Raw genomic sequence first — 26,885 nt, forward strand, 5'->3', positions numbered from 1 at the left:
TTAGATTTGTGGCTGCCCTATGTTCTCCATCATGATTTTATAGCCAAAACTTATTTTTTGCCCATTGAGGTAACTTGGCGAATTTATTTTTTTAGAGTGCCGAGCTTTGAGATCGTTGATTATTAAAGTAGTTACGCTTATGTTCGAAAAGGTATTTGAACACTTTTATGATAGCATGTACGCGGAGTTGGATCGTCTTTCTGCGCAGACGGAGACTTCCCCTGAACGTTTGGAAGCTTCACTTAAATGTATCGAAGATACTATGGAAATGCTTTTTGCTTATCTCGATGCGCATCCGATCAGCGATGAGCCAGCGGAAATCAACTTCTTTAAGTATGTGAAACCAAAATTTCAATCTTGGCAAATTTATGTGCTCGAATTGCACCAATTGTTGGTCGCTGAACCTATTGGCACGCGAGAAGTCGTCAACACTTATTACAAAGATGAGTTGGCTGCTATCGAACGATTTTTTAAAAGGCATCTCTTTCTTTACCAATACTACGTTACCGGAGAAGATGCAAAGGATGCCGCGTTTTTCCTTCGCAAGAATATAGGAAAGTTTCCGTTAGGTCAAGAGTCGGTTAGTGGCCGATTGCGTAGGTATTCCTCCAGTATGGACTTTATGTTCGCTAAATTCCGAGCAATGGAAATGACTCGTGATTTTATTCTCTCGCGTTTAAAGCTTCTAGAAAATAGATATGAGGAACTAGCGTTAAGCACCGCTTTAAAACGCAAGAGGCGCTGGTGGTCTGGAGACAAAGCTGAACTGGTAGAGTTGGTGTACGGTCTTTATCTGACCGGAAGGATAAATGATGGAAAGGCGGATATTGGAGAAATAATTGAATGGCTCGAGGACAGCTTGAATATCGATCTTCGACAAGCGTATCGAATCTTCCTTGATATTAAAAGACGGAAGAAAATTAGTCACACAAAGTTTCTTGATGAAATGAGTAAGGCAATTGAACGGAGCATTCAAACCGGAAATTCGTAATTAGACGAGATGTTGATTCCTATTGCCTTATGTGCCATTTCTCACTAGATAGCTTTAGTAATCCATAATCTTGAGATCGATAGGTAACATGGAACCCGAGGACAAATTATCTATACACAAAGGTACTTCGCCAGATTGATGCGCCCCCATGCACAGTCTGATCTTAATAAAAAAATCAAAAAATGGGTATCCAACCGGTCGAGTTGGAGCCTCCTACACTTCGTCATTTTTTGACGTTTTTCTTTGCTTTTCAATCTCTTGGCTCGTAGGGATGAGGTGTTAATAATTTTTTCACTTCAATTCTTTCATTATGCAAACTACATTAGATTTTCAGAACCGTAACACCCAGCACAAAGGAATTTATGCCAATGAACTTACATTGAGCTACAAGAAAGCCATCAGGTTGGAAGATCCTGGATTTAAGCAGATCAATAGCTCGCTAAAAGTTAGCCAAATCCTTCGATCAATATGGGATGAAGATCAGCTGACGATTCGAGAGAGCTTTTACTTGCTATGTTTCTCGACCAAACTTGACCTCATCGGTTATTATAAAGTAGCAGAGGGAGGTCTTGATCAGGTATTGATTGATATCAGAATTGTATTCTCTACAGCACTTTTAGCAAGATCTTCTTCCATCGTAGTGGCTCATAACCACCCGAGTGGTACGTGCGAACCGAGTTCCGCGGATAGAGTACTAACTAGAAGATTAGCAGATGCGGGCGAATTACTGGCCATACAACTTAATGACCATATAATCCTAACCGAAGATTCTTATTACTCTTTTAGGGATGAAGGGGACTTATAGTCCTTTTTTAGCTAAGCTAATTGTCGTTCGCTTCAGCTAGAATGTTGTTTACATATTTTTTATTAGAAGATTCATTGAAATGGATAGATTATTACATCTTAAAAAATCAAAAATTATGAGATACATCGCATTTTTCTGCATTGGGACGGTGCTTGCCGCACTCGTGATGCTTGGCGGAGTCGCCTCGGGTAAGGTATTATTGCTTTATCCTATAGGGATTGGAATTTGGGTCTTAACAGTTTATATCATTTTTAAGCGGATTGATAAAAGACGATCGAATCGGATTCGGGAAAAGGCTATGGAGAACTATATCCTAAACCAGATGAGGAATCAACAAAGGCAAAGATAATTTTCCTACGGTCTTCATTTGTATAATTCGTCTTAAAGTGATAGATTTTCAATCCTTTATCATTCACTTGCGAGCGACGTTTGCGGCTTGTAAATATTGATTTTCTTGCCTCTAACTATTTTGGTTCCACTTATTTGTATCATAGGGTTACTTCGTGCCATAGCACTTGAGATGTATGCACTACTATATTTCCATGATAGCTTTTCAAAAAAGGTCTTGATTTCATTAACCGAATAACCATTTTGTGCAAAAGCAGGGTCAATCATAAGATAATACTGGATAGCAAAAGTAATAGTAGGTCGTTTTTTTAAGATAACTGAATACTCAGTGTTATTTTTATGCTTATCAATGAGATGATGGCGAAAATGTGATTTTGCTAGAAAATTACCTTTATTTAGATCCGCAATCTGGGACCCAAAAAATGACACTGATAAATTGACGTCATCAATATTGAATTCCGCTTCTCCATTTCGCATTCTTTTTAAGGTTCTATCAGATTTTTCTAATATGTTGGCAAAATCTAGATCGCTCATTCCTGAATAATCGATTAGCGTTAGTATATTTTTTGTTATTGTTTTAAGATTGATATTGCGCATTGGCTAAATTTCAATCTGTTGAAGATTACAAAAAGTGACATTATGTTCTTTTTTTGTGATTTATTTCGTATTTTTGAATTACTGATATTGATTGGTGTATTTAATTAAGAGTCTTGCGGTTGCATATTCTGAAGCCGTAACGCAAGGCAGTAGTTATAATACCCATGTCTATCCTTATTGTTAACATTTACTATATTTGTTGCATAAGATAGATGTGGGGCTACTGTTAGTCCGTGTTACGTTAGGCTTCAGAAACTTTTTCGCAACCACGGCTTGTCGCCCCACATTTATCGCTTACTGGGGCAATTGTCGGGACTCATTAACTATAATGAGTATGAGTTTAAAAAAACAATTGTACAAGAACTTGATTTGCGCGCCTGAATAACCTAGGTCGCAACTTGCTTATGGATGCGCAGCGAATAGCCTTTTATGCTGAAATATGAAATTCCGCAATTAACTCGCATTCCTTTACTACTTACTTTTTAACCGCAATTCAATAATTGTAATAGGCTGGGGATAGCTGCAGAATCTTCGGTGTGTCAACTATTGTCTTTGCTCAAACAACAATAGAATGCGAAAATTCCGCAAATGGAACTGGTATGCACTTTTGAGAACCGTGCATCCTCCGATAATCAAAAATATAAAGTTGATTTCTTATCTATATTACACTAGGGGAACGTGCAGTCGCCCTTTAATCTGTTTTACATTTTTATTTCTAATGCCCGTTTTGTCGTTTTCACAACAGATGGGCACTTTTTATGTTAGAGGGACAGTAGTTGATGAAGTAAACGAACGCCCTCTCGATGGAACCTCAATACGACTTTTAGGGGGGCGTATAGTTGGTATTACTGATAGTCTCGGGAATTTTAGCTTATCAGTAGATAATAGGCGAGGTATACTAGTGTTTAGCCGAACAGGTTGTGAAAAAAAAGAGGTTCCTTTTGACCTAAATACGGAGCTAAAAGAAGGCTTTAAAGTCCGTTTAAAGCAACTTTCTAATTCGCTCGATGATGTCCAAGTGATCGGTTATGGTACAGTTTCTCGCCGCTTAAATACAGGAAGCGTAGTCTCGGTTAATGGATCAGAAATTGCAAAGCAGCCAGTCTCGAATCCTCTCGCTAGCCTTGCAGGAAGGGTGCCGGGAATGACGGTAGCGCAAAATAGTGGTAATGCTGGATCTAGAATTACCGTGCAGATACGGGGGCGAAATAGTATTGCCCAAGGCAGTGAGCCGCTGTTCCTGATCGACGGGGTTCCTTTTCCCAATTCTCAGCTAAATGGCGGTATGACCGCACTTGCAAACGGCGGTCAGAGCCCAATGAATAATATCAATCCGCAAGATATCGAAAGTATTGATGTGCTCAAGGATGCCGATGCAACGGCTATTTATGGAAGTCGAGGTGCTAATGGGGTGGTGCTGATTACGACAAAGAAGGGGCAGCAAGGAGTGATGAGAGGTGAAGCTAATGTTTTTCACGGAATCGGAAAAGTTAACCCTAGGCTCAACCTACTCAATACGGAACAGTATTTAATGATGCGCCGAGAAGCTTTCGCAAATGACAGGATCGAACCGACAGGAATCAATGCACCTGATCTGTTGCTATGGGATACAACACGTTATACCGATTGGCAGGAGTATCTCATTGGAGGAACTGCTCACTTTACCAATGCAAACTTTAGTTTATCTGGAGGGGGTGAGCTCACTCAGTATCTTGTGGGGGCTAATTATAATAGGCAAGGTGCAGTATATCCTGGACGCTATTACAACAATCGAGGAGGCGCGAGCATGAGCGTGACACATCGTTCTGCCGATAAACGCTTTTCTGCAATGTTTTCTTCAAATTTTAGCATAGATAATAATGAACTTCCGGGAAACGATTTAACGGGATCTATCACCTTGCCTCCAAATCATCCCGTATTATTTGACGACCATGGAAATTTGGTTTGGGAGGAAAATGGTGGAACATTTTCTAATCCGCTTAGCTATCTGAAGCGTAAGACATCCGCGCGAACGGACAATCTACTTGCCAACGCTAATTTGCAGTATCGACTACTTGATGGTTTGATTGTACGTGTAACTGGTGGATACAATCTTATTCAGCTTGATCAAATTGATACTTGGCCTGCTGCCGCAATCGATCCAAATTCAAGTAGTATCGCACCCAATACGAGCGTTTCTAATGCTAGGAGTAAAAGTTGGATCATAGAACCTCAGCTAGAGTATTCTTTACAATTGGATCGTCATCGCTTTAATGTCTTGTTGGGGACGACTATGCAAAGCGATGTGCGAAATATGCAGCTGGTTGAGGCTTCGGGTTTTCCTAATGATGGGGTAATGGAAGCCATCGCTTTTGCCAGCCAGATTGATGGCGAAAGTTCGAAGGTGGATTATCGTTATCAAGCCCTCTTTGGAAGGGTCAATTATAACTATGATGGGAAATACTTGTTCAACTTGACTGGAAGACGCGATGGGAGTAGTCGTTTTGGACCAGATCGAAAGGTAGCAAACTTCGGGGCACTTGGCATTGGTTGGATATTTAGTGAGGAAAGTTTACTGCAAGATCGGTTAGCATTTTTAAGCTTCGGAAAGCTTCGAGGAAGCTATGGTGTGACGGGTAACGATCAAATAGGTGACTACCAGTATCTCGATAACTATGGCGCGGTTTCCTATCCATATCAAGGAGAGATAGGATACTTGCCTGCTAGACTGTTTAATAGCGATTACTCTTGGGAGCGAAATAACAAGTTGGAGTTCGGCCTAGAACTTGGCTTTCTGTCGGACCGGATACAGTTTGCTTCGAATTGGTTTCGTAACCGAAGCGACAGTCAGCTGGTTAATTACAGGCTTCCAAGTCAAGTGGGATTCTCAAGCATATTACGAAACTATGGTGCACTGGTAGAGAATTCAGGCTGGGAATTTGTGCTTTCGGCAAATCCGAAGTTAGGTAATAACTTTTTATGGACAACTTCGATTAATGTTAGCTTCAACCGTAATAAATTACTCGAGTTTCCGGGGCTGGAAACATCAAGTTACGCTAACACCTTGGTTTTAGGACAGCCATTGTCCATTCGCAAACACTTTCAATTTATCGGCGTTGATCCGACTTCTGGACAATATACATTTAACGGCACGGTTGTGCCGACGGATCAAACGGTTCTATTTGATCCAACACCTAAATACTTTGGTGGATTTAACAATGATTTTTCCTTTAAAGGCTGGAATCTTAGCTTTTTGTTACAGTTCGTTAAGCAACAAGGATATAACTACTACCAAGGTTTTAGTACGGGATCGGCACCCGGTATCCGTAGAAATCAACCCCTACAGGTGCTCGATCGCTGGCAAAGCGAAGGAGATCAGGGAAAATTTCAGCGTTTTACTACAACTGGCGAAGCACTTCGGGCGTATAACAATTTTGTGAACTATTCCGATGGAGTGCTTACCGATGCATCTTTTGTTCGACTGAAAAATTTGCACTTATCCTACAGATTGCCACCAACGTTGCTTAGCAAACTTAGGTGTCGTTCACTAAGAATATATGCCCAAGGACAGAATCTGTTCACAATCACAAATTTCCTTGGCATGGATCCGGAGACAGGTGCAACTTCGACGCTTCCTCCAATGGCTGTTTACACCATAGGGTTAAATCTAGGTTTTTAATTATTTTATCATGAATAACTTGAAGAATTTTTTGATGGCAATTGCTCTTGGTCTAGGACTTTTGCTTTTTATAAGTTGTGAAAACTGGCTGGAGGTTGATCCCCCAAACGATCGTCTAGATCGCTCGGTGATTTTTGCCGATAGTGCATCTGCTTCGCTGACCCTTGCTGGTATTCACAACGACATGATTTCCAGTAGCAGTGGCTTTGTGACTGTCCTAAGTAGTCTTGCTGGACTTAGTGCTGGTGAACTGAGTTACACATTAACCAATCAGGATTTAATGCAATTCGACCAAAGCAACATACTTGCTGATAATGCAACCATCCTGAGGACATGGAACAATATCTATAAGCACGTCTATCAGTGTAATAGCGCGATGGAAGGGATTGAAGGAGCGGACAATATAGCACCTACTGCGAAATCACGTTTGATAGGAGAAGCACGGTTTATGCGAGCCTTGCTCTATTTCCATACTGTAAATTGTTGGGGAAGTATTCCTCTAGTAACAAGTTCAGATTATCGCGTTAATGAAGTGATCGGTAGAACGCCCATCGACGAGATCTACGAGCAGATTGTTACGGATCTGGAGTATGCTACGCAAAATATGAACGATATGTATCTAGCATCTGAACGTGCCAGACCTAATCGGCTTTCGGCATTTGCACTGCTAGCAAGGGTATACTTGTTTCGCCAGCAATGGGAGCTTGCAGAGCAAGCGGCAACAGTGGTAATCAATTCAGGACTATACTCGTTGGAGGCGTCACCTAGTGACGTTTTTTTGAAGGAAAGTAATGAAGTGATATGGCAAATGGCACCTTCTACAGGTAATTCGGCGCATACACCTGCCGCGGGTTATTTACCGATCAATGCAAATGATAATAGTTTGCCGCAATTCTTAATCAATGAAAATTTATATCAAAGCTTCGATCCCTCAGATCGTCGACGTGCGGATTGGATAGGCATTAAGTCAATTGGACCTCATTATTACTCCATCAAATATAGAGTTCGCTCGGCGCCGATGTCCAGTAGGTCAGAATATACGGTCATGCTTCGCCTTGCAGAGCAATTCTTGATTAGGGCAGAAGCTAGAGCTGAACTTGGCCAGTTGACGCCAGCAATCGATGATTTGAATGTCATTCGTGCACGTGCATCAATTGTAGATTTACCGATTGGTGCTTCTACTGAACAAGTGCTAGCCAATGTAGAAGCGGAACGCTATAGGGAACTGTTTGCTGATTGGGGTGCCCACCGCTGGTTTGATCTGAAAAGGAAAGGTCGCATTGATGCAGTAGTAGGCCCCTTAAAGGGAAGTAATTGGAAGCCTACCGATGCTTGGTGGCCTATACCACTAACGCAACTATTAACTAATTCTAATTTAGTACAAAATGATGGATATTAAAATGAGGAGTATCAATAAGTATAAATTGACGAAAAATATTTATTTGGTTGCAATTGGTAAAGTGACGATGGTCTCAGCGTACCTACTGATGGTTGTCTATAGTAGGGCGCAACAGATAACCGATCCCGTAAAATATGAGATTGGTGACCAAGTTTCAAACTTTCAGTATGATTCAGTAATTAGTAATGTCGATGATGGTGATATTAGACTATCCGACTATAAGGGAAAGGCGATTATTATAGATTTTTGGGCTACGTGGTGTAAACCTTGTGTGGCATCATTTCCGAAGCTGGAAGCAATCCAAGAGAAATATAAAGATGAACTAAAGGTTCTTTTGTTCAGCGATGATAAGGAAAGCAAGATCAAAGAGTTTTACCGTTTACGTCCAGAGTTTAAATTGAGTACTGCCATGTTCGATTCGAAAGATTCGATGATACTGCGGTTTCCGCATAAATTTCTGCCACATTATGTTTGGCTCGATAGACACCACAAAGTGCATTCTATCACCGGAATGGACGGACTCACCGAAGAGAATGTGAAGGAATTACTCGCTGGAGACAAAACTAACGCTTATCAAAAGGATGACTCCGAAGATATGATGGATTTAAAAGGTATGGTTGTCGATAGTATTGAAATAGGACGGATGGGGGCTCGAATGTTATCCATAGACAGTAACCTCATGGCTGGATCACAGATCTCTAAATACGATTGGCGTTTGACCAAAATGAGTAGATTCTCGAAACCAGGAGATAAAAAAGGATTTATGGAATTTACCAACTATTCTATTGCTGGACTTTATCAAATGGCGTATCTCGGTGTTCGAAGGGATAGATTGCACAAAGAATTGTTCTTTATCGATTGTGTAGATTCCACGGTGACTTATCCCAATATGGACGATATGGCTAAGTTTAAAAAGTGGGAGAAAACGCATACCTATAGTTATCGCCTTATTCTTCCAAAAGCAAAAGAAGATAGTGCCCTTATGTTTACTTACATGAAAAGAGATCTTGATAATTTTTTTGGATTGACGGCGGTTTACGAAACGCGTGAACTCGATTGGATCGTTTTGAAAACGGTTGATGCAGCTGCACTAAAGTCAAGCGGTCGGCGACCGCAATTAATCGTCGAAAGAGGGACTGCGATTTCCGTTATTAATAAACCTTTTGATCAACTGATGTATGCGCTGCGGGTTTGCGGGATTAATTATAGATCAAGGTCAATTAATCCTTGGCTTCCTTTGATAGATGAAACTGAAATTAGCGGCAATATCGACTTTGTTGCCGATGGTTTGACTTCTGACGATAAATTGGTGCATGCACTTGAGGAGAAAGGAATAATGATAATAGAAGAGAAGAGAAAAGTAAGAGTATTAGTACTCAAATAATTTTTATCAACTTCCTAAACCAAAGAACACCGCATAGCATTGCTTTGCGGTGCTTTTTGTTAGGACAAGTCTACTGCTTTAAGACTTTAGTTAAAGGTGCCATTAATAGTGGTATCCCACTCAGTAGCATTAGCCTCAAAATGATACAAGCAGGTTTCCAATGTGTTGTCCTCACATTGTGCTCTCGCACTAAGAGTGCTTGTTGCTTCAGGAATAGCATTTTCTGCCGGCATGGGGCTTCGGTACCAACCTTGCTGAACAACTAGTTTTTTAGCATTTGAACTTCCCGCAAATGCTCCTCCAATTGCGACAACTGCCGCGGCCAATGTTAAAATTTTTCTTTTCATGGCTTTTAAATTTAGAAATATTGACTATTCCGCCCATTATCCATTTGATCTGTAGCGCCGGACGGACTGGCCCTACGTATCGTATTGTAACTACCGGTAATTCGTTGTTTATGATTTTTGTATTGTTCTTCTTTGTTTAAGTCTGTGCCGATGAAAATCGCGATGAGATTTAAAACTACCAGTATGATGTTTACCCAAAGATGCTCTTGCCAACTGAGGCTTTCAAAAATGCCCATGCAGGCACAGGGTAAATAGGAGGCTTTTTGCATCATCAAATAGATGTAAACAGTAAAGCTGCTCATCAAGTATAGATGGAAGTACAGGACTAGCTTTCTTTTATAGTGAGTCAATAACAATACGCCTAGTACAGTTTCGATGGTGATTAGCAGCACAGGTAGTATTTCAAAGCGGTTGTAAAGAAAAGGACTTTTATCGATCTGCTCTGTGAAATTATGGAAATCTAATAGTTTTGAGCTACCAGAATATAGCATCAACAGACCTAAGATTGTCGAGATTGCGAAGTTTATGATCGTTAGATTCTTCATTTCATTGGTATTGAAGGGATGTTGTAAATTTTTAAGCGCTGAGGATAGAGGCAGTAGATTTTATTATCCGAAACGGCGAAGTTGCGTAGCCGACTTCCGTCACCTTTATCGAGTCTCAATGAACCAAAATACTTGCCATCCAACTGATCGTACAGATCGAGAACGGTCATGCTCCTTTGGCTTTCTGTATCTTCGTTATCGGCAAGCACGGCACTTTTTATGAATAAAATACCTTCATTCATCGCTATAGACCGGTTGACATAAAGCTGTGGCCCCTTATTACTAACGGTTTCACTATTTCGGCTTTTAACATTGGCAACCTGAGTGCGGTACGAGGAAAAAGTGTCTATGCTTGAGGTTTTAGTGAGAATATTTAGGCGATGATCCAACATTGTGATTTGGTTTGCGTAGCGTGTGACATAGGCTGCTCGCCTTGTAACTGTGTCATATGCTAACAGTCCTGCCGTGCTGTAACCTCCGTCATGTCGTTTGGGAGTCACCCTAGCTTCTCTAACAATCTGACTATTACGTTGATTGATAAGGTATAACACTTGATCGCGTATGCCTGGTTTAGCCTTTCTAAGGATCACAAGACTATCATTTATCGGAATCGCGCGGCTGAACGGCTCACTTGTGGTTGTTATTTTAATACTTGAGTCTATAATACCCTTGCTCACAAGTGTTTTTCCTGTGCCGTTGATTAGAAATTTTCCATAGGGTGTGACCGAGATAATCGATTTACTTTCTATTTGGCTTTTAAATTGATACTCCGCAAATGGCGTACTTTCATTTAACCGACTATCGTTTTTGCCGATAGAAAAGAGCTGTCCTTGATTAGTTGATGTTAGATAAATCGAGTCTGTATATAGACCAGCGATATATGCGACTTCAATCGGTAAATTGATCTCTTTCGACGGCTGTACCGCCGGGTTTAGAAACATTCTTTCGAATCCATTTCCTTGAAGGTTGCTATCACCGCTTGTTTGCCAAAGGATATAAACGCTCAGTACAGCTAATAGAATAATGATCGAGCTTTTGGCAATTTGTTTCTTTAGCGAGAAAATGGGTTCTGTATAGAATGCATTGTTTTCCACGTTATCAGATTCTTTTTGCAGAATCGCTACCAATTCTTGGATTTGTGGTCTATGCTGCGTAAAATTCGATTGCGAGGCCTGTATAAAGTTTTGAATATCATGGGGGGCACCGCATGCATAGATCTTATTGTTGCGCACCTCCTCGCTGATATTACAAAGTGACCTGGGATGCTCGTTGCTAAAGGCAAAGTAGAGCAGTGCCCCAAAGGCAAAAACATCATCAGCGGGATGGGGATCAAGACCTAGTGTTTGCTGCGTTGACATATAGCCGATCGTGCCGCTTTCGAACGGAGGGAACATTGCTCCATTAATGGGGTAGGCAAGCTCTAGATCAGTTAAGTAAACTTTACCACTGGCGCTAAAGATGATGTTTTTTGCGGTTATGTCTCGGTGAATGTAACCAAAAGCGTGCATTTGCTGGATTTGAATTGCTGCTTCCTTGATAATGAATAGTATGTTTGATACGTCGCTCTTGCCTGTCTTGACTAGTGCGTCAAGCGATTGGCCATCAATATATTCGGTTATTAAATAACTATAATGGCTGGACTCTATTAGTTGGATAGCTTTTGGGACGTTTATTTGGTCTTGCAAAATGTTTGCAAGACTCATCTGCCAAGACAGTCTGTCTCTCATTTGCCTACCATGGATGTCTTCTCCAGCCCAGTCGCGGGCTTGCTTAATGAAGCTCCATCGCATGGTTCGGATATCAATTCCTTTAATTATGTTACCTTTATGGCTACTTAGTATGAGCTTAAAAGGTATATGTCGGCCTCCAATAAATCTAGAGATATTTGCTTTTTTGAGAATTGCAGTTTCGTAAAGAGATTCAGAAAGCTCTTGGGTGATGATAAATTTGTATGGGAATTGTTGATTAGCGTCATAAGATATTCTGGTACTGAACGCAACGTAACATATATTTCCAACTTGAAGGCAATTTGGTAATATTAAAGCGCTAAAGTCGTTTGTTACTGCAAGTAGATCTTTCAATAGTCTTTTTGTAATATCCAGATTTTTGGGAAATATGATCAGTGGTTTACCAAATAGTTCCAAAGGAAATGCATGATTATTGATTCGGTTGTGTTGTAATTGATCTGTAACCAAAATAAAGGAAGCTTCTTGCTGCTTTAGAATTGGAAGTACAGCCGTTAATATCAGATCTGCATGCTTTATCGAAATGGATAAGCAGATAACCAACTTATCGTTAAAGTCTGGCTTTCCGACTACGAGCCATGGATGCCGTTTTTCAAAGGATATGTCAGTTCCTGTTAATAGAGCATCATAGGACGCTAACGTACTTTTCCTATTTGTAGCCGCTTGAGTTATTGATTTATCGCTATTGTTGGTCATCTTTTATTAGATTTAAGTCGATCTAACCATTCTAATCGTTTCCTTTTGTAAAATTAGCTTTGTTCGTCATTAGCAAAGGGCTAATATTTGACTATTAATAGTATAAGTTTTGACTTATTTTTATTAGTGCTATTTGCTGTCGTACAAAAGATTGTATAGTGACTGTTTGGAAATTCCCAGATAAGAGGCCTTTTGCATAACGGTGAGTCTGTTGAAGGGATTCTTTTTAAATTCCTTGGCGTGCTTAAGTCGTTCATGGGGAAGTCTAAATTTATAATGGTAGAAATCGGACTGTATTTGTTCCATCCTTTTAGTAATCAAGGCTCCGATCAGTTGATCAATCTGGGCATAATACGTCTTTAGTTGTCGAAGTTGCTGGATGTCCAGCAAAATGACGTCGGTCGACTCCAGAAATACGATACGATCATCCGGATGGCTTCTTGCAAGTAGCAAGCTTCCCTCAATTAGAAAATCATTTTTGCTCCAGAGCCAGATAACATGTTGTTTACCATGTTCATACCGATACAGCATGGCACTGCCTATTTTTAATAGTCCTATTTCTTTGTTCCGTTCGCTTCTTGAAAGCCATGAGTCTCGCTTCTCATACCTTTCTATTCGAGATAATGAGACAATGCTGCTGAGAAGCCCAGGCGTTAGGTTTTCCGTAAAACGTAAGTCGTGGATTAGTTGCATGATGGTATTTCGCATGACATTTCAATTTGGTTTGACTGATTTTTCGCTTTTCATGGGATTGCCTGTAAAAGAAACAGCTTTACGATATGCCGTCAAGTGACAAGGGTGACAAGCATATATTAGTGGTTATATAATATTGGCCGCACCGTACCTTAAAGACCGCATTTTAAGGTGACATTTTTGAAATATTTTTTTAAAAAACTTTGAGGAGAACGTCGTTTAGGGTGACTACGCTGTTGTATACATTTTTTTTGCCCGTATTTCTAGGCCTTTGATAGGTTTGTTTCAGATCTATATAAAATTTGAGTGCTCAGATATGGTTGAATTTAAAAATTTAAAAACATGAAATCCAACAATCTCAAAACTGAAAAGCCAAAGACAATACGTATTATTGAGCGTGCTTGCTCGACAGCCCCAAGATCTCTCGCACAGATTAGTTTGTCCGTTGGCGGCCTAATACACGTTGCTAATAATTGTGAAATCATACTCCCTGGACTGGAATTATTTTAATAGAACTGAGCTTCTGGATTGTTTTTCAGAAGCTCTTTTAAATTTTAACCAAGATGATTGATAATCAAAATAATAAGCTAGCTAATACGTCTTCAGAAATAACTAGTTGTTCGAAGGAAATCGCTGCTGTAAATACTTATTCCTTTTTCAGTGCAAATCTGCTCAACTTCATTCCATCAATACCTTTTGATTTACATCCCTATTTATTTAAGGAGTTTAGGAAGAACAAAAAAAGAAATGGAATTGACGCAACATCGTTCAGTGCTGTATACCCTTATCCGATTGTTGGATGGGAAACCATTGATAAAATGATGTTAAACGGCGCTTCTATTTTGTGTACCTTTCACTTCGGACCATTTCAATTATTAAACTATGTTCTAGTGAAGCAAGAGGAAGCTTATTGCTTACTTGTAGCGCGCGAAACCTATGATAAATGGAGAGAGCGATACCCAAATTTAATTAAATTACTGTGCCAAGCCCAAGCGAAAGGTTTATTTGATCTCATAAATGTCAATGACCGAAATGCATTGCGAACAATGTATAGGCAGACCGCAGAAGGCCGTAAGCTGCTCATATATGTAGATGGTCTAGAAGGAATGAGCAATGAAAGACAGTCTAGTTTGCAAAAAATAAACTTTTTAGGACAGATCATTACAGTACCAAGTGGCGCAGCACAGCTGTCTTGGTCATTAAAGTTACCGCTTCAACCTGTAATTGCAGAGCAAATAGGCGATACCGTTAACTTACGCTTTGGAAAAGCGATATATCCCAATGGTGGTGTAAACAGGGACTTGTACCTCCACATGACAATGCAATCGCTTTTTAGTTTTGTATCGTATTATATCATGCGCAGGCCGGAACTTTGGACCAACTGGCCTTCGGCGCATCTCTACTTAGGAAGTAAGCCTCCTATCGAAGATAGTATTTTCGATGAACTCTCTGCCGCGAATCTCCACGCCAGAAAGTTCGGACTTTTCTCCAGTGGTGAACAGTACTTTCTACTTCGCAAAAAGGACTACTTATCTTTTGTGATCACCGGTCTGGAATTTAGCCAATTACTTGAGGATCCTCACTTTAGTGGTGTTGTTGATAACACCCCATCAGTATAAGTGGAACATAATTAAGTGGTAAGTCGCTACAAAATAACCTAAGAGCACGCAACAATGAATGATGTAAATTTACAGTTTCGGCTTAGCTCCCTAAGTAGGGAACTTGATAAACTAGATTTTTTGATCGAAGAGGACAGTCTTGCCTTGAGGCATATCGCAGATTATCGTACTCAATTGGAAGGTTTTCTTCTCGACATTTCGACTTTTTTAGATGGGAAACATAAACAACTGGTGTCACGTGGGATGTTGCAGAATTCGCTAGGTGACCATTTCATTGCACAAGAGAGTTTGCAGTTGTTCTGTATAGACCAAATCAATTTTTACAAAGAGTGGATGCTATCAATGTCCCTGTACATCGAAAATCCGAATTATCGGTGTCATCTAGATATTTCCTCACGTGAGATGTTGTTGATAGTTCGACTACTACGTGAAGTCGGGTTGCTACAAGACTCGACAATAAAATCTAATATCTATTTCCTCAAAACTTTTTTTGCAACAAATAAGCGGGAATACTTCTCCTATGAAAGCCTTCGGAAGAAATACAGTGAGTTAGACAAACGAACCTTAAAAAAGGTCAGACAGAACTTGGTTTCACTTGTAGAGCTAATTGACTTTTATCTGGTGGAAGTAGATGGAGGACGTCGATAACTCAAAGTATGTATGGCTCCTTTAGTTGCGTTGGTTTAGGATGCAAACTAAAAAAGTAGACAAATCATGTTAAGATGTAGGTAGTAAAGTGTTGGCAAAAGGTTACTGTGCGGTATAAGGATAAATCATTATAGCATAAAACGTATCATGAAAATCGCGCTATCAAATATATGCAGTTTAATTAGTGCTGAGCAGGATAGATTGACACTTAGCGGAGCTTCGCTCATTGAAGAATCTTCGTCCATGACCATATTTTTAAAGGATTTGCTGTTGAAATTGAAAGTGCAGATCTTAAAAGACAGTTTTACAATGCGTGAGGACGAAATTCAGTTTTTTCGGGTAATTAAGCCATACATCTTGGGACGTCTGATGTTCTATAATAAGATATTCAAAATTGAAACAGGATGCCCCTTCGCCGGGGGAGAGATTGCTAGGACATATTATCTGCAGCTCATTAATGTTTTGGAAGAGGAATTCAGGCGGAGCACCACTTCGTCTGATTTCTACCGCTACTATAGGTCTGGACGGACGGATCGGGATAATCTTTACTTTGTTCGAGGAAATATTGACTACAACGACGGTTTGAATAGTTTTGCTTTTGAATTAGATTATAACTTTTCTACCTATTATGATTACAAGGTATCTAAAATTGTAGGAAATGATTTGCTCTATAGCTATCTCGCAGCTAGGACGAGCATTTTGGTTGAAACGCAGCGAAGCTTAGATTTTTTGGAAGAGCCCATTACTTGGACAGAATCCAAGAATGCGCTCGCAGAACTGATTTACTCGCTACATGCTGCCTCTTCAGTGAATAATGGGCAGCTGGGTATTCGCAGGTTGACTTTGATTTTTGAAAAAATGTTTAACGTCTCCCTACCAGAGGTCCATCATTCTTTCCACAGGATGAAGGCACGATCAGGTTCACGAACTAGGTTTTTAGAAAAATTAAAGCGGTCAATTGAAGAATATATGAACGAAGAATAATGCCATGATCTTCGATAATTTTTAGGCTGCTCTTTGCCTAGAAGATGCGACTTAATATCTGATAACGATTTTTTAATAATAAGTTTTTTGATTAATAAGTATCAATTTCATTTAATCTTCGTTTATATAGGTGCGCACAGGTTATAAGCTTTGGACATTTAGGGGTGTTTCAAATATGTATAACTATGAATGCAAAATTATTCTTTTTAAAGGAATCTCTGATGATTCAATCGGTAGGCTGGCCGATTTATACGATTTTGATGCTGGTGACCAATGCGAATGTGTATCCGGAGCGAACCGTCCCTGAACAGATTTCCGCGCTGCTACTAGTGATTCTAGCTTTCAATGTTTGTACCGCAATTTTCTTTCTCTTATTTTTTTCAAAGAGAAAAGGCCTTGCGTTTATACTTTTTACAATCATGTTTTTTCTTCTTGCAAGATTCGTATTCCACTCGGTCTATGAATGGTTCCCTAGCTATTCGATTGTACTGTTTAAGAATCCGTTGGGTGGTGCCGATAGCTCCTACTATTGGAGCATGCTACACCGCTATCTATCGGTGCTACTGCTTGCTTCGGCGATGACGCTACATATTCGCTCTAAATGGAATCTATTGGGTAAGCAGCGGGAGGAGAGACGTCGGTTTGAAAAAGAGTTGGAAAGTAAAGAGATGCAGCTTGCCATGCTCAATGCACAGATAGATCCGCACTTTGTTTTCAACATCCTCAACGGAATGCATGATGCCGCGATTGAAAGGCTCCCTAAATTGGCGCATGCTATCGAACGCTTGTCGGGATTGATTCGATATATTGTTGATACAAGAAAATTGGGGCGAAGTATCATGCTTGTAAATTACGAGATTGATGCGATAATGCGCTATATTGAGCTGGAAAGTCTTCGATTTTCACCAGATGTGGTCCATTTAAGCGTAATAGGAGAACCCTGTGGACAGAAGGTACCGCCGGGAGTCTTGCTAACATTTCTTGAAAATGCTTTTAAATACGGCTATAGGAAAGATCCAACAAAGCCTATTACTATCAAATTGATTCTGGATGATGATAAATTTGAATTTTATTGCATGAACTTTATTAATCCGGAACGTATCTACGAAAATTCATCAGGTTTGGGCTTGAAGAATACACGATATAGACTCGATATTCTGTTTCCGGATACCCATTCGCTAATAATTGAAAATAACAAAGAAACTTTTACGGTATCCCTGAAAATTTGCTATTTATGAAAATTCTAAAATGCTTAGTCCTCGACGATGAGCAAGCATCAATCAATTCTTTAGCTAGACTCATCGACTCTCGAGACGATTTGCAATTGGCAGCCGGTCTGGAAAACCCTATAGAGGCTCTTGAAATTATTGCTGAGACTGATATCGAACTCCTTTTTGTTGATCTGCACATGGATCTTATGCATGGCGTAGAGGTGATAAAGCGGCTGCAAGGTAAAATTGAGGTAGTCTGTGTGTCGGCACACAATAACTACGGCCCGCAGTTATCGGAACTCGACGTTGCCTACTACTTGGAAAAGCCTATTTCTAAAGAGAAATTTAATCGCGCAATAGATCGTGTTTGGTCTAGAATTACGGGTGTTAGTGCAGCAAATAGTCAAGCTCGGACTAGGCCATTAGATCTTGACGATACAGTCATGGTGAAACTTCCTGGTAAGATTAATTTCCATCAGGTTCGACTGCTTGAAATTGAACTTATTCTTGTTGAAGATAATGTCACCAAAATTTTGATTACAGAAGGAAAAATTGAGGTTACCTATGGTATAGGAGATCTGGAATTAAAACTTCCAGCTTCTCATTTCATGCGCATACACAAAGGGTTTATCGTTCCTCTTGATCGGATACGAAGCTATACAGCAAAAGAGGGGATAAAACTTAGAACTTCTAATTACAGTGCTTTTGTTCCTGTAGGACGAAAGTACAAAGATAAGCTTGAAGGATTTATCGACAACAGGGAGCGCTTTCGGAAATCGTAAAAATGTCCTACAGCATTTTCGTTCCGATTTTATAATGTATCAATGATTTTCCACTATTCATTAAGGACTTTTGCTTATGTGTTTCGATGCAAATTTATAGTGTAGTAATGGATGCAATATTAATGGATTGATTATGGCACCAAAATGTTGCTGCTATAGATATCCGATTTAAACTTAATGGTCGGCGCAGAAACCAAACTATTGCTTCCCCGTTCTTTAATAGAATGTGTACATAATAATTATACTATGAAGACAACTAAAAAAGGAAATCCTCGCGATATTTATCCAATTCCACCTTTTCCAAAACAAGACCAACATACTCCCGGCGTTAATAGCAAAATGATACCAGCTCCTGATCATGGTGAGGAGAGTTATATTGGAAGCGATATTTTATTAGACAAAGTCGCTATAATAACGGGTGGAGATTCGGGTATCGGCAAAGCGACAGCGATCGCGATGGCTAGGGAAGGGGCGGATATTGTCATTTCATATGCCGATGAAATCGAGGATGAAGATGCTGAAGATACTAAAAGATGGATAGAGAAGACAGGGCGCAAAGTGCTTCTTTTTAGAGGAGATATCCGTAGTGAAGACCTATGTAAAAAGATCGTTGAGGAGACGGTGACAGCGTTTGGAAAGATCGATATTTTGGTAAACAATGCCGCATATCAAATGACCTTCAAAGATATTATAGAGATTTCCGCTGAGGAATGGAACAAAACTTTCGAGACGAACATGAGTGCAATGTTTTACTTCGTCAAGTATGCCAAACCCCATATGCCACCGGGTTCATCAATCATTAACACGACCTCTGTGAATGCCTACAATCCCAATCCTACGCTAGTACCCTATGCTGCAACTAAGGGGGCAATTCAAAATTTTACCTCAAGCTTGGCTCAGCTATTTCTAGAAGATGGCTCTGGCATCCGCGTAAACGCAGTGGCACCGGGGCCGGTATGGACCCCGCTCATTCCAAGCACAATTCCGGAGCACGAGAAGTTTGGCGAGAATACGCCGATGGGGCGTCCCGGTCAACCGGCAGAAATGGCACCGATATATGTGTTTCTTGCATCGGATGCCGCTTCTTATGTAGCTGGTGCGACTATCCCGGCGACTGGTGGAAGAGCAACAATTTAGCGTGCAACTCTTAGGATAGAGGATTTTTGAGACGGTGAAAATCTTAGGCCCTCTCCATTTTTTTGCAGTCAGTTTTTTTTGAATTTGAGAATTGACATTAATCATTTTTGAGAGGTATAAAACGTGTTTTTTTATTAAGCATCAAAAACTGTGGAACAGGATCTAAGGTATATGCAAAAAGCGATTTTGCTAGCAGAAGGTAACTTGAAATCATTAGATGGTGGTCCTTTTGGTTGCGTGATCGTAAAGGACGGAAAAGTGCTCAGTGCCGAAGCCAATACCGTGAATCGAGATTGCGATCCGACTGCACATGCGGAAATGAATGCGATACGCAAAGCAGCAAAAATATTGGAAAGTACGGATTTAGCAGGTTGTGTGCTATACACCAGTAGTGAACCTTGCCCCATGTGCCTTAGTGCGATATACTGGTCGAATATTAAACAGGTCTTTTATGGAAATACGAGAAACGATGCACAGTGGGCTGGTTTTGCAGACGAATATGTATTAGACCAATTGCAAAGAGAAAGCAACGAACAGGATATAACATTTGAACGCCTTGCGGCAAAGCAGGCTATACGTGCATTTGAGCAGTGGGTTGACCTAGGGAGATCTACAGTTGATAATACCACCACAGGTAATTATTGAAAATATTTATTATAAATCGTTGATAGTAGTTAGAAAGGTGGTCAATTGTCGGTGGCAAATTAGTTTGCTGCCTAAATCCGAAATAGTCGCTGATAAAATTTGATCTATGCACAGTCGACCGGGAATTGTAATATGAATTCAGTGCTTTCTCCTTCTATACTGCTGACCTGAATGGTTCCGTTTAAAGTTTCTACCAGTTTTTTAACTAAACTCAGCCCGATGCCAGAACCTTTAAATTCTTGGGCGTTGGAAGCACGCCTATAGATTTTAAAGATATGCAACATATCTTTTTTAGGTATGCCAATCCCATTATCCTTAATAATATAGGTGACATGGTCTCCCTGCCTGTAGCTAAAAATACTGACCGTGGGCGATGAATTGTTGCTGCTATATTTTACAGCATTTCCGATCAGATTCATAAACACTTGGTGGAGTATACCTTTGTCCCCGCAAATGCTGTGAAGTTCTCCGAAATTGAACTTGCATTGTATATTACCATAAAGTAACTTCGCGTCGTTTGCGAGTTTTTTGATGAGTGCTGACATAGCTACACTATTTTTTGCATATACACGACTTCGCTCTTTTCCAATCTTTACGGTATTTTCTATCAGACTTTCTAGATCCATAACCCCGGTGGAAATTGTATCTAGCCATTTTAACTGCCCCTGCCGTGGTAATTGCTCCTTCGCCTGTAGGTATTGTACGCCCATTTTTACGATAGCCAACGGATTTTTTAGATCGTGAGATAATGTGGAAGTTAGCATCTCTAGTTCATTGTTCAGTATCTTTAGCTCTTCCAGTGATCGGTTCTGTTCCTTATTTCGCGATAGTACTGCCTCATTAATCGTTTTATCCAGCGCTTTGATAAAAGCTAAGTCATTGCCGTCCCATGCTATAGCGGTATGAAGTAGAGTCTCGTCAATGATCCTATACTTGTTGGATATGGATTCCTCCTGTGGCGAGAAATTTTTGTTTTGCTCGACTTTTATTTCCTTTGAGCTCGTTTCTTTACGGAACCACAAGAGATAGTGTTCGTTGTTCTTCGCAATTTCTAGTGCTGCTAGACCAGCAAAATTAAGAACTTCATCAAAGCTGTCCTGATGACGTAGTCTAAAATTACTATCCTTGAAAATAGATTTATTTGTCTTCGTGGCCACATGCTGCACTATTTTTTCCGTTACATCTTCAGTCGGACATAGCCCATGACTAAAAAGCTGACCGTGGAAATAAAGGGCGACACCATCAGCACGTGGGATTTGTTGGATGGCCGGCAGGTTATCCAGAAGAGCTTTGTTCAATGTTGAGCTGTCTATTAAGGCCGTTCTGTAAAAATTTTCGGCTCCCTTTAGGATTTCCATAGACTTGAATTGGGCATCTCGAAGCTGTGATTCCATGCGGTTGGCCGCGTTCTGTACAATTAGCTGGCAAAGCTTTCTTTTTTGTGCATCGATTTCGCGCGTAGAGCCATTGCTCGCGGCCACCAAGCCCCATAGCTTTCCCTCTACAGACAGTTTAAAAAAGATGGCAGAGGATGCGCCGATTTGCTGAAGATAATAGTGAAACTTTTCCGCTATAGGTTCTAACGTGCTAGCCGATAGATCGATTTCGATCTGCTGGCTATAAACCTTTTGTTGTTTTTCTAGTAGATCGGGGAAGTAGCGATAAGCACGGGTCGAAAAACAACCTAAATCTTCTTGATCAATAAAGGTAGATGAATACCTAATATCCATCATGTGGTTAAGTTCAGCATTAATTGCTTCCGCTACAATACGTGTATGCCCCATTTCTGTAAGCTGCAATACGCTGACGCGCTCGTAACCTAACAGGCTTTTGGTTGATTGGCAGAGGGAATGAAGGATATCTTCCATAGGAAGCTCATTGAGCAAACCTTCTGCATGCATCTGCGACGTAAGCAAATGTTCGCTAGACTGCCTTTCCCATTCAATATATAGCAGCGCACCATGAAGGTAAATATCTACATAGTAGGGATTCTCGTCTATGCTTATTAGTATAACCTGTCTGGCTGTTTTTCGGGAGGACACTTCACGAATCGCTTCTACGATCTTATCCTGCTCACCAAAAATCGAAACAATACTTGATTGGAGGTCAGTACCAATTAGCGCGGACGCATTATTCGTATTAAACCAGCTTATCTTTTCACTAGCTGCCACAATACTCCCATTTTTATCGGCGACCAAAAGATGACCAAACGACTGTATAGATACGTTCTTCACAAGTGTAGTTAGGTTTGTTTCAATGAAGTTTTAACAAATCAACTTCTAAAATGTTTGGCAATAAGCTCCCTTAATAGTTTTTTCTACCTTTCGCTATTACAATAACAGTGATATGTGTTAATTTATTTATTTTTGATTATCCATGAATAACGCAGCTGAAACAACACATACCTATTTCGATGACAGTCTTCTGTTACTTGCTCTAAAATCTTCACCAGAGCCGGTTGCCATATATTCGGAGGAGAACATGATCATTCGTTTTGCCAATCAAGGGATGCTCAAGCTCTGGGGGAAGGAAGCTCTTGTAGTCGGCCGGCCACTTTTAGATGCTATTCCCGAACTAACTAATCAACCTTTTCTTTCCATCCTTCAAAATGTATGGACTTCTGGAGAAACTTACGCTGTTCGTGCTGCACCTGTTGAGTTAATGCAGGATGGCGTCAGAAGGCTTGGTTATTATGATTTTGAATACAAAGCGATAATTGACGAATCCGGTAAAACCCGCTGTATTCTCAATACGGCACGAGAGGTAACTTACGAAAAAGAGTATTTGGAAAAGATGCTCGAAAGAGCCGATCGTGAGGAGGCATTGACGATGGAAATGTCCGCGGCGCTGGAAGAGATTTCTGCAACCAATGAGGATTTGCTATCCTCGATGAGGCTACTTTCAGACAGCAGGGAAGAAGTTAAAACTATTATTGAGCAGGCACCAGTGGGAATGACCATGCTGAAGGGGCCAGAGCATATTATTGAGATAGCAAACCCGGCTATTCTACATATTTGGGGGCGAACCGCAAACGAGGTGGTAGGACGGCCGCATCGGCTCGCCAGACCGGAATTAGCCGGACAGCCTGTTTATGACTGGCTTGATCAGGTATACGCAACCGGAGAACGCCGGACAAACAAGGAGTTTGCTGTAAATCTTTATAACAATGGCGGATCAAGGCAGGCTATCGTAAATTCGATTTATCAGCCTATTTTTTCCGGGAATGGCGCGGTCACTGGTGTACTGGTGATACTTGAAGAGATTACCGAGCAGGTAACGGCCCGCAGAAAAAATGAAAAAGATCAGCATATGCTGACTCTTGCCCTTGACGCCGGGCACTTAGCGACCTTCTACTATGAGATTGCTACGAACCTTTTCGCAGGAAACGATCTCCTCTACACTTGGTTCGCTCTAGAACCTTCAAAGCAAATACAATTGTCAAACGCACTTGCTATGATAGTAGAAGATGATCGAAAGCACGTTGCCGATGCAATAACTCGTTCGCTTTCTAGGGAATCAAACGGAGATTATGCTATGGAATACAGCATTCAAACGCCAAATGATACTGCTCCTAGACTCGTGCAAGCTAGGGGAAAGGTGTTTTATGATAACGATGGCAATGCTATCAGCTTAAATGGAACACTGCGTGATATCACCGAGCAAAAGAAGGATGAGCAGCGAAAGGATGACTTTATTGGAATGGTTAGTCATGAGCTTAAGACTCCACTAACTTCTTTAAGGGCCTACCTGCAATTGATGCAACGCGCAGGTATTATCTCTACGAAAATGAATGTGCAAGCTGCATTGGATAAGTCACTTCGGCAGGTGCAGAGCATGACCGGTATGATCAATGGCTTTTTAAATATATCTAGGTTGGACGCTGGTAAGATGATGCTCAATAGATCCTACTTTAATTTTAAAGCGCTTTTTACCCAGCTTCAGGACGATGTCCTGCACACAGTCCTAAGCCACCATGTAGTATTTCTAATATCTGGCGACGTCCAGATTTACGCGGATCGCGAAAAAATTGAGCAGGTAATGCACAATTTGATCGGTAACGCAGTAAAATATTCTCCTCCAGGATCACGTATCGATCTAACCTATTCAGTAGACGATGGGCGGTTTATAATGGTTCGTGTGAGTGATGAAGGAATGGGTATTGCACAGGAAGACCATAACAAAATATTTGAACGCTACTACAGGGTTAACAGTACAAAGATGGGGTCGATTGCTGGTTTCGGAATTGGTCTACATCTCTGCCGCGAGATAATCGAACTGCACCAGGGCACCATATCTGTTGAGCACAGTGGTGGAAATGGAACAACGTTTAAGCTTGTATTACCGCTGCAATCGACTTAATTTAATTAGTTAAGGGCTGAATGATTGGGTTTTATTTTTACATAGTCTCATTGCTTAAGTGCGGTTTTTTAATTGCCGACTGTACATTTGTCCAATAATTTTATACTTTAACTTCTTTCTTCTTGCGAACAGTAAGGCGGGACGACCTAGAATTTCTGCGGTGAAACGTAGATGATTACTATTAAATTTTACAGTGACGGCGCTCAATGGCGAATTGATTTATTGCTTAGCCATGGGGCAATAATGTATAAAGACAGCTGTTTAAATTGCTGTCCAAATTGTAGTAATAGTTGTTAAACTTTATAGGGCTGCTGTAGAAGAGCAAGTGTTGACGCTTTTTGTGAACAAAAGTTTGCTAGCAACGTTTTCTAGTAAGCTATCTTTCAATAATATTTATGCTATGGCTTTTTATATCTCTGCAAAGAAAATAACACTTTCAGTTTTGTTTTTGTCAGCCTTTCTTCTACGTGCTCAGCAGGTAGAATTCCAGATGCGTATTCTAAAAGCTGGTCTGGCAGATCCCTGGTCTGTTGCCGTAGACGGAAAAAATCAGCTTTGGATTACCGAAAGTAAGAATTACAAGGTGAGCCGGGTTGATCCCCAAAGCAAGGCGTTCCATACGGTGCTGGATCTTAATTCTCAACGCGAATTTCCGCGAAACGATACCATTAAAAATGCCAAGGAACCTTGGCCACAGGGCGGGCTCATGGGCTTGGCTATACATCCAAAATTTGATGAAGGACAACCCTATATTTACCTCGCATACGTATATAAGTTTACTGGGAATAATCGATTTCTCACTAGGGTTTCCCGATTCTACTACGATGGTGACGCCGATAGTCTGCTTAGGGAAAAAGTGATTGACGAATCGATTCCCGGGAGTAATGACCATAACGGAGGAAGGTTAGCAATTATGCAAGATGAGGAAACTGCTTACTTATTTTACGCAGTCGGGGATATGGGCGCAGGACAGTATGCAAATGCCAAGGAAATCAACTATGCGCAAGATAGCTGTCGAAAGGAGGGTAAGATATTGCGCTATCTGCTCGATCCGGAACGCTTGGTCGAGGGTAAGGAAAATTGGGTACCAAAAGAGAATCCTTTTTATGGATCCGATCCTTCTCCGGTCTATTCGGTTGGCCATCGCAATCCCCAAGGCTTGACATGGGGGCGCAGTGAGGGATTTTCGCAATTGTACTCCTGCGAACATGGCCCTTTTTCCGACGATGAAGTTAATATCATCTTATCCGGCCAAAATTATGGTCATCCGCTTATTGTCGGCTATGCGGATGGAAATTATAATGGCTTGGCTGCGGGGGCATCGGAGGAACTTGATTTGCCAGGACCATGGCATACGTCCCTTCCAACAATCGAAGATGAAGAGCTTTCTGCACATGATTTGTTGGGTTACCAGAATCCCATTTATAGTTTTTCAGCGACTTCAAATAGCTATCTCCGTGGAAAGTTACAAAAGCTGGTGCTGGGCGAACGCGAGGATTGGAAATCTGTTGCACCTAGTAGCTTGGCTTTTTATAATAGCAACGCTATTCCCTTATGGAAAAACAGCCTGTTGATAACGACCTTAAAAGCTGGTGCAATTTATAGGTTGTCTCTGTCTGCTGATGGAAAGAGAGTGACAGGGAATCCAGAGAAAATATTAGTCAATAAACTTCGATACCGGGACATCGCGATTTCCAGGGATGGTCGTAGTATATTCGTACTTACTGACCGATCATCTGTAACATCGGGTCCCACAGAAGATAATCCCAAAGAACTACAGCTGAGAGGTTGTTTACTCGAATTTCGTTTGCAGCAATAGCAGCTTTACTCACTAAACCAAAAGCGCGCACAAATTGCAATATCCTAAGCAGTCCTTGTCCTCGATCATACCCATCAATATTCCTCTACCTTGCATTTGATAGTTGAGGTGGGTACAGTTATTCTCTTTTATGCTCTTATTCACTGCCTGAGCATTCAGGATCTCGATTGCCCCCGAGAAAGTACTCTTCCTTCTTGGCCATCGTCAGGGAATTTGTCCCCTTCTTCCGCAAGTATTTTACTTCCATCTGCAGCTCGCGGGGATTGATCACTATCTTGTATAACTTGGGATTTACTGCGTTGGCCAGCCCCGATGATAAGTTGCTCGTAATCATTCCATGTCCTGCCCCAAAATGATCCTAAACCAATAGCGCTAAAAATCTCCTGTTTTGTAGTCATTATACTCCTTGTTTTTTAAACGAACGATTGTCTTTATTGAAAAGTTCTTGGCAGCTTATATAAGTTGTAAATAAA

Annotated in this window: 21 protein-coding genes; 14 read left to right on the forward strand and 7 right to left on the reverse strand. The window is 40.8% G+C overall.

Translation table 11 applies throughout. From position 1 onward, the window contains the following. The first annotated feature begins 139 nt into the window (after positions 1-139). Both SCB77_RS21205 and SCB77_RS21210 read left to right on the forward strand, forming a co-directional pair. The gene (locus SCB77_RS21205) at positions 140-991 is read left to right on the forward strand and encodes an RteC domain-containing protein (protein WP_320184003.1); all 852 of its coding nucleotides are present in this window, start codon (positions 140-142) and stop codon (positions 989-991) included. A 310-nt stretch (positions 992-1,301) separates the two neighbouring features. Beyond that, positions 1,302-1,796, forward strand: coding sequence for a JAB domain-containing protein (locus tag SCB77_RS21210; protein WP_320184004.1), 495 nt, complete (start codon positions 1,302-1,304; stop codon positions 1,794-1,796). Positions 1,797-2,204: 408 nt separating this feature from the next. Here SCB77_RS21210 and SCB77_RS21215 read toward each other — a convergent pair whose 3' ends face one another. Continuing rightward, entirely contained in the window at positions 2,205-2,741 is a 537-nt protein-coding gene (locus SCB77_RS21215) for a hypothetical protein (protein WP_320184005.1), read from the reverse strand. A gap of 745 nt (positions 2,742-3,486) precedes the next feature. On the opposite strand from SCB77_RS21215, the gene SCB77_RS21220 reads away from it, so the two are divergent. Genes SCB77_RS21220 through SCB77_RS21230 form a run of 3 tightly spaced genes read left to right on the forward strand, consistent with a single transcriptional unit; the run spans position 3,487 to position 9,182 of the window. After that, complete coding sequence (locus SCB77_RS21220) at positions 3,487-6,399, forward strand: SusC/RagA family TonB-linked outer membrane protein (RefSeq protein WP_320184006.1); 2,913 nt, start codon at positions 3,487-3,489, stop codon at positions 6,397-6,399. Positions 6,400-6,409: 10 nt separating this feature from the next. Next, a complete protein-coding gene (locus SCB77_RS21225; RefSeq protein WP_320184007.1) occupies positions 6,410-7,798 on the forward strand; it encodes a RagB/SusD family nutrient uptake outer membrane protein in 1,389 nt (462 codons plus the stop codon). Further along, entirely contained in the window at positions 7,785-9,182 is a 1,398-nt protein-coding gene (locus SCB77_RS21230; RefSeq protein ID WP_320184008.1) for a TlpA family protein disulfide reductase, read from the forward strand. The genes SCB77_RS21225 and SCB77_RS21230 overlap by 14 nt, the downstream gene beginning before the upstream one ends. An 86-nt stretch (positions 9,183-9,268) precedes the next feature. On the opposite strand, the gene SCB77_RS21235 is transcribed toward SCB77_RS21230, so the two are convergent. From SCB77_RS21235 to SCB77_RS21250, 4 genes are all read right to left on the reverse strand, one after another. Further along, positions 9,269-9,529 (reverse strand): DUF6520 family protein, encoded by a 261-nt coding sequence (locus tag SCB77_RS21235; protein ID WP_320184009.1) that lies wholly within the window; start codon positions 9,527-9,529, stop codon positions 9,269-9,271. Positions 9,530-9,540: 11 nt separating this feature from the next. Continuing rightward, positions 9,541-10,074 (reverse strand): MauE/DoxX family redox-associated membrane protein, encoded by a 534-nt coding sequence (locus SCB77_RS21240; protein WP_320184010.1) that lies wholly within the window; start codon positions 10,072-10,074, stop codon positions 9,541-9,543. Further along, positions 10,071-12,515 (reverse strand): serine/threonine protein kinase, encoded by a 2,445-nt coding sequence (locus tag SCB77_RS21245; RefSeq protein WP_320184011.1) that lies wholly within the window; start codon positions 12,513-12,515, stop codon positions 10,071-10,073. Before SCB77_RS21245 ends, SCB77_RS21240 begins: the two co-directional genes overlap by 4 nt. Positions 12,516-12,644: 129 nt before the next feature. Continuing rightward, positions 12,645-13,223: a Crp/Fnr family transcriptional regulator gene (locus tag SCB77_RS21250; protein WP_320184012.1), complete on the reverse strand. Its 579-nt coding sequence runs from the start codon at positions 13,221-13,223 to the stop codon at positions 12,645-12,647. A gap of 548 nt (positions 13,224-13,771) precedes the next feature. Here SCB77_RS21250 and SCB77_RS21255 point away from each other — a divergent pair. From SCB77_RS21255 to SCB77_RS21285, 7 genes are all read left to right on the forward strand, one after another. Beyond that, entirely contained in the window at positions 13,772-14,827 is a 1,056-nt protein-coding gene (locus tag SCB77_RS21255; protein WP_320184013.1) for a lysophospholipid acyltransferase family protein, read from the forward strand. Between the two features lie 54 nt (positions 14,828-14,881). After that, the gene (locus SCB77_RS21260; protein ID WP_320184014.1) at positions 14,882-15,475 is read left to right on the forward strand and encodes a hypothetical protein; all 594 of its coding nucleotides are present in this window, start codon (positions 14,882-14,884) and stop codon (positions 15,473-15,475) included. A 147-nt stretch (positions 15,476-15,622) separates the two neighbouring features. Next, on the forward strand, positions 15,623-16,459 hold the full coding sequence (locus tag SCB77_RS21265; protein WP_320184015.1) for an RteC domain-containing protein: 837 nt from the start codon (positions 15,623-15,625) through the stop codon (positions 16,457-16,459). Positions 16,460-16,644: 185 nt separating this feature from the next. Beyond that, positions 16,645-17,697 (forward strand): sensor histidine kinase, encoded by a 1,053-nt coding sequence (locus SCB77_RS21270; RefSeq protein WP_320184016.1) that lies wholly within the window; start codon positions 16,645-16,647, stop codon positions 17,695-17,697. After that, positions 17,694-18,452 (forward strand): LytR/AlgR family response regulator transcription factor, encoded by a 759-nt coding sequence (locus tag SCB77_RS21275; protein ID WP_320184017.1) that lies wholly within the window; start codon positions 17,694-17,696, stop codon positions 18,450-18,452. Before SCB77_RS21270 ends, SCB77_RS21275 begins: the two co-directional genes overlap by 4 nt. Positions 18,453-18,791: 339 nt before the next feature. Further along, complete coding sequence (locus tag SCB77_RS21280) at positions 18,792-19,589, forward strand: SDR family oxidoreductase (RefSeq protein WP_320184018.1); 798 nt, start codon at positions 18,792-18,794, stop codon at positions 19,587-19,589. A gap of 150 nt (positions 19,590-19,739) precedes the next feature. Then, complete coding sequence (locus SCB77_RS21285) at positions 19,740-20,234, forward strand: nucleoside deaminase (RefSeq protein WP_320184019.1); 495 nt, start codon at positions 19,740-19,742, stop codon at positions 20,232-20,234. Positions 20,235-20,338: 104 nt separating this feature from the next. Here SCB77_RS21285 and SCB77_RS21290 read toward each other — a convergent pair whose 3' ends face one another. Continuing rightward, positions 20,339-22,468 (reverse strand): sensor histidine kinase, encoded by a 2,130-nt coding sequence (locus tag SCB77_RS21290; RefSeq protein WP_320184020.1) that lies wholly within the window; start codon positions 22,466-22,468, stop codon positions 20,339-20,341. Between the two features lie 142 nt (positions 22,469-22,610). Between SCB77_RS21290 and SCB77_RS21295 the strand changes: the two genes are divergently transcribed. Continuing rightward, positions 22,611-24,593, forward strand: coding sequence for an ATP-binding protein (locus SCB77_RS21295; RefSeq protein ID WP_320184021.1), 1,983 nt, complete (start codon positions 22,611-22,613; stop codon positions 24,591-24,593). Between the two features lie 400 nt (positions 24,594-24,993). Then, entirely contained in the window at positions 24,994-26,412 is a 1,419-nt protein-coding gene (locus SCB77_RS21300) for a PQQ-dependent sugar dehydrogenase (RefSeq protein WP_320184022.1), read from the forward strand. Positions 26,413-26,567: 155 nt separating this feature from the next. Here SCB77_RS21300 and SCB77_RS21305 read toward each other — a convergent pair whose 3' ends face one another. Further along, positions 26,568-26,810, reverse strand: a complete 243-nt coding sequence (locus SCB77_RS21305; protein WP_320184023.1) for a hypothetical protein — start codon at positions 26,808-26,810, stop codon at positions 26,568-26,570. Between the last annotated feature and the right edge of the window lie 75 nt (positions 26,811-26,885).

It is taken from the genome of Sphingobacterium bambusae, from assembly GCF_033955345.1.
Taxonomy (GTDB): Bacteria; Bacteroidota; Bacteroidia; order Sphingobacteriales; family Sphingobacteriaceae; genus Sphingobacterium; species Sphingobacterium bambusae.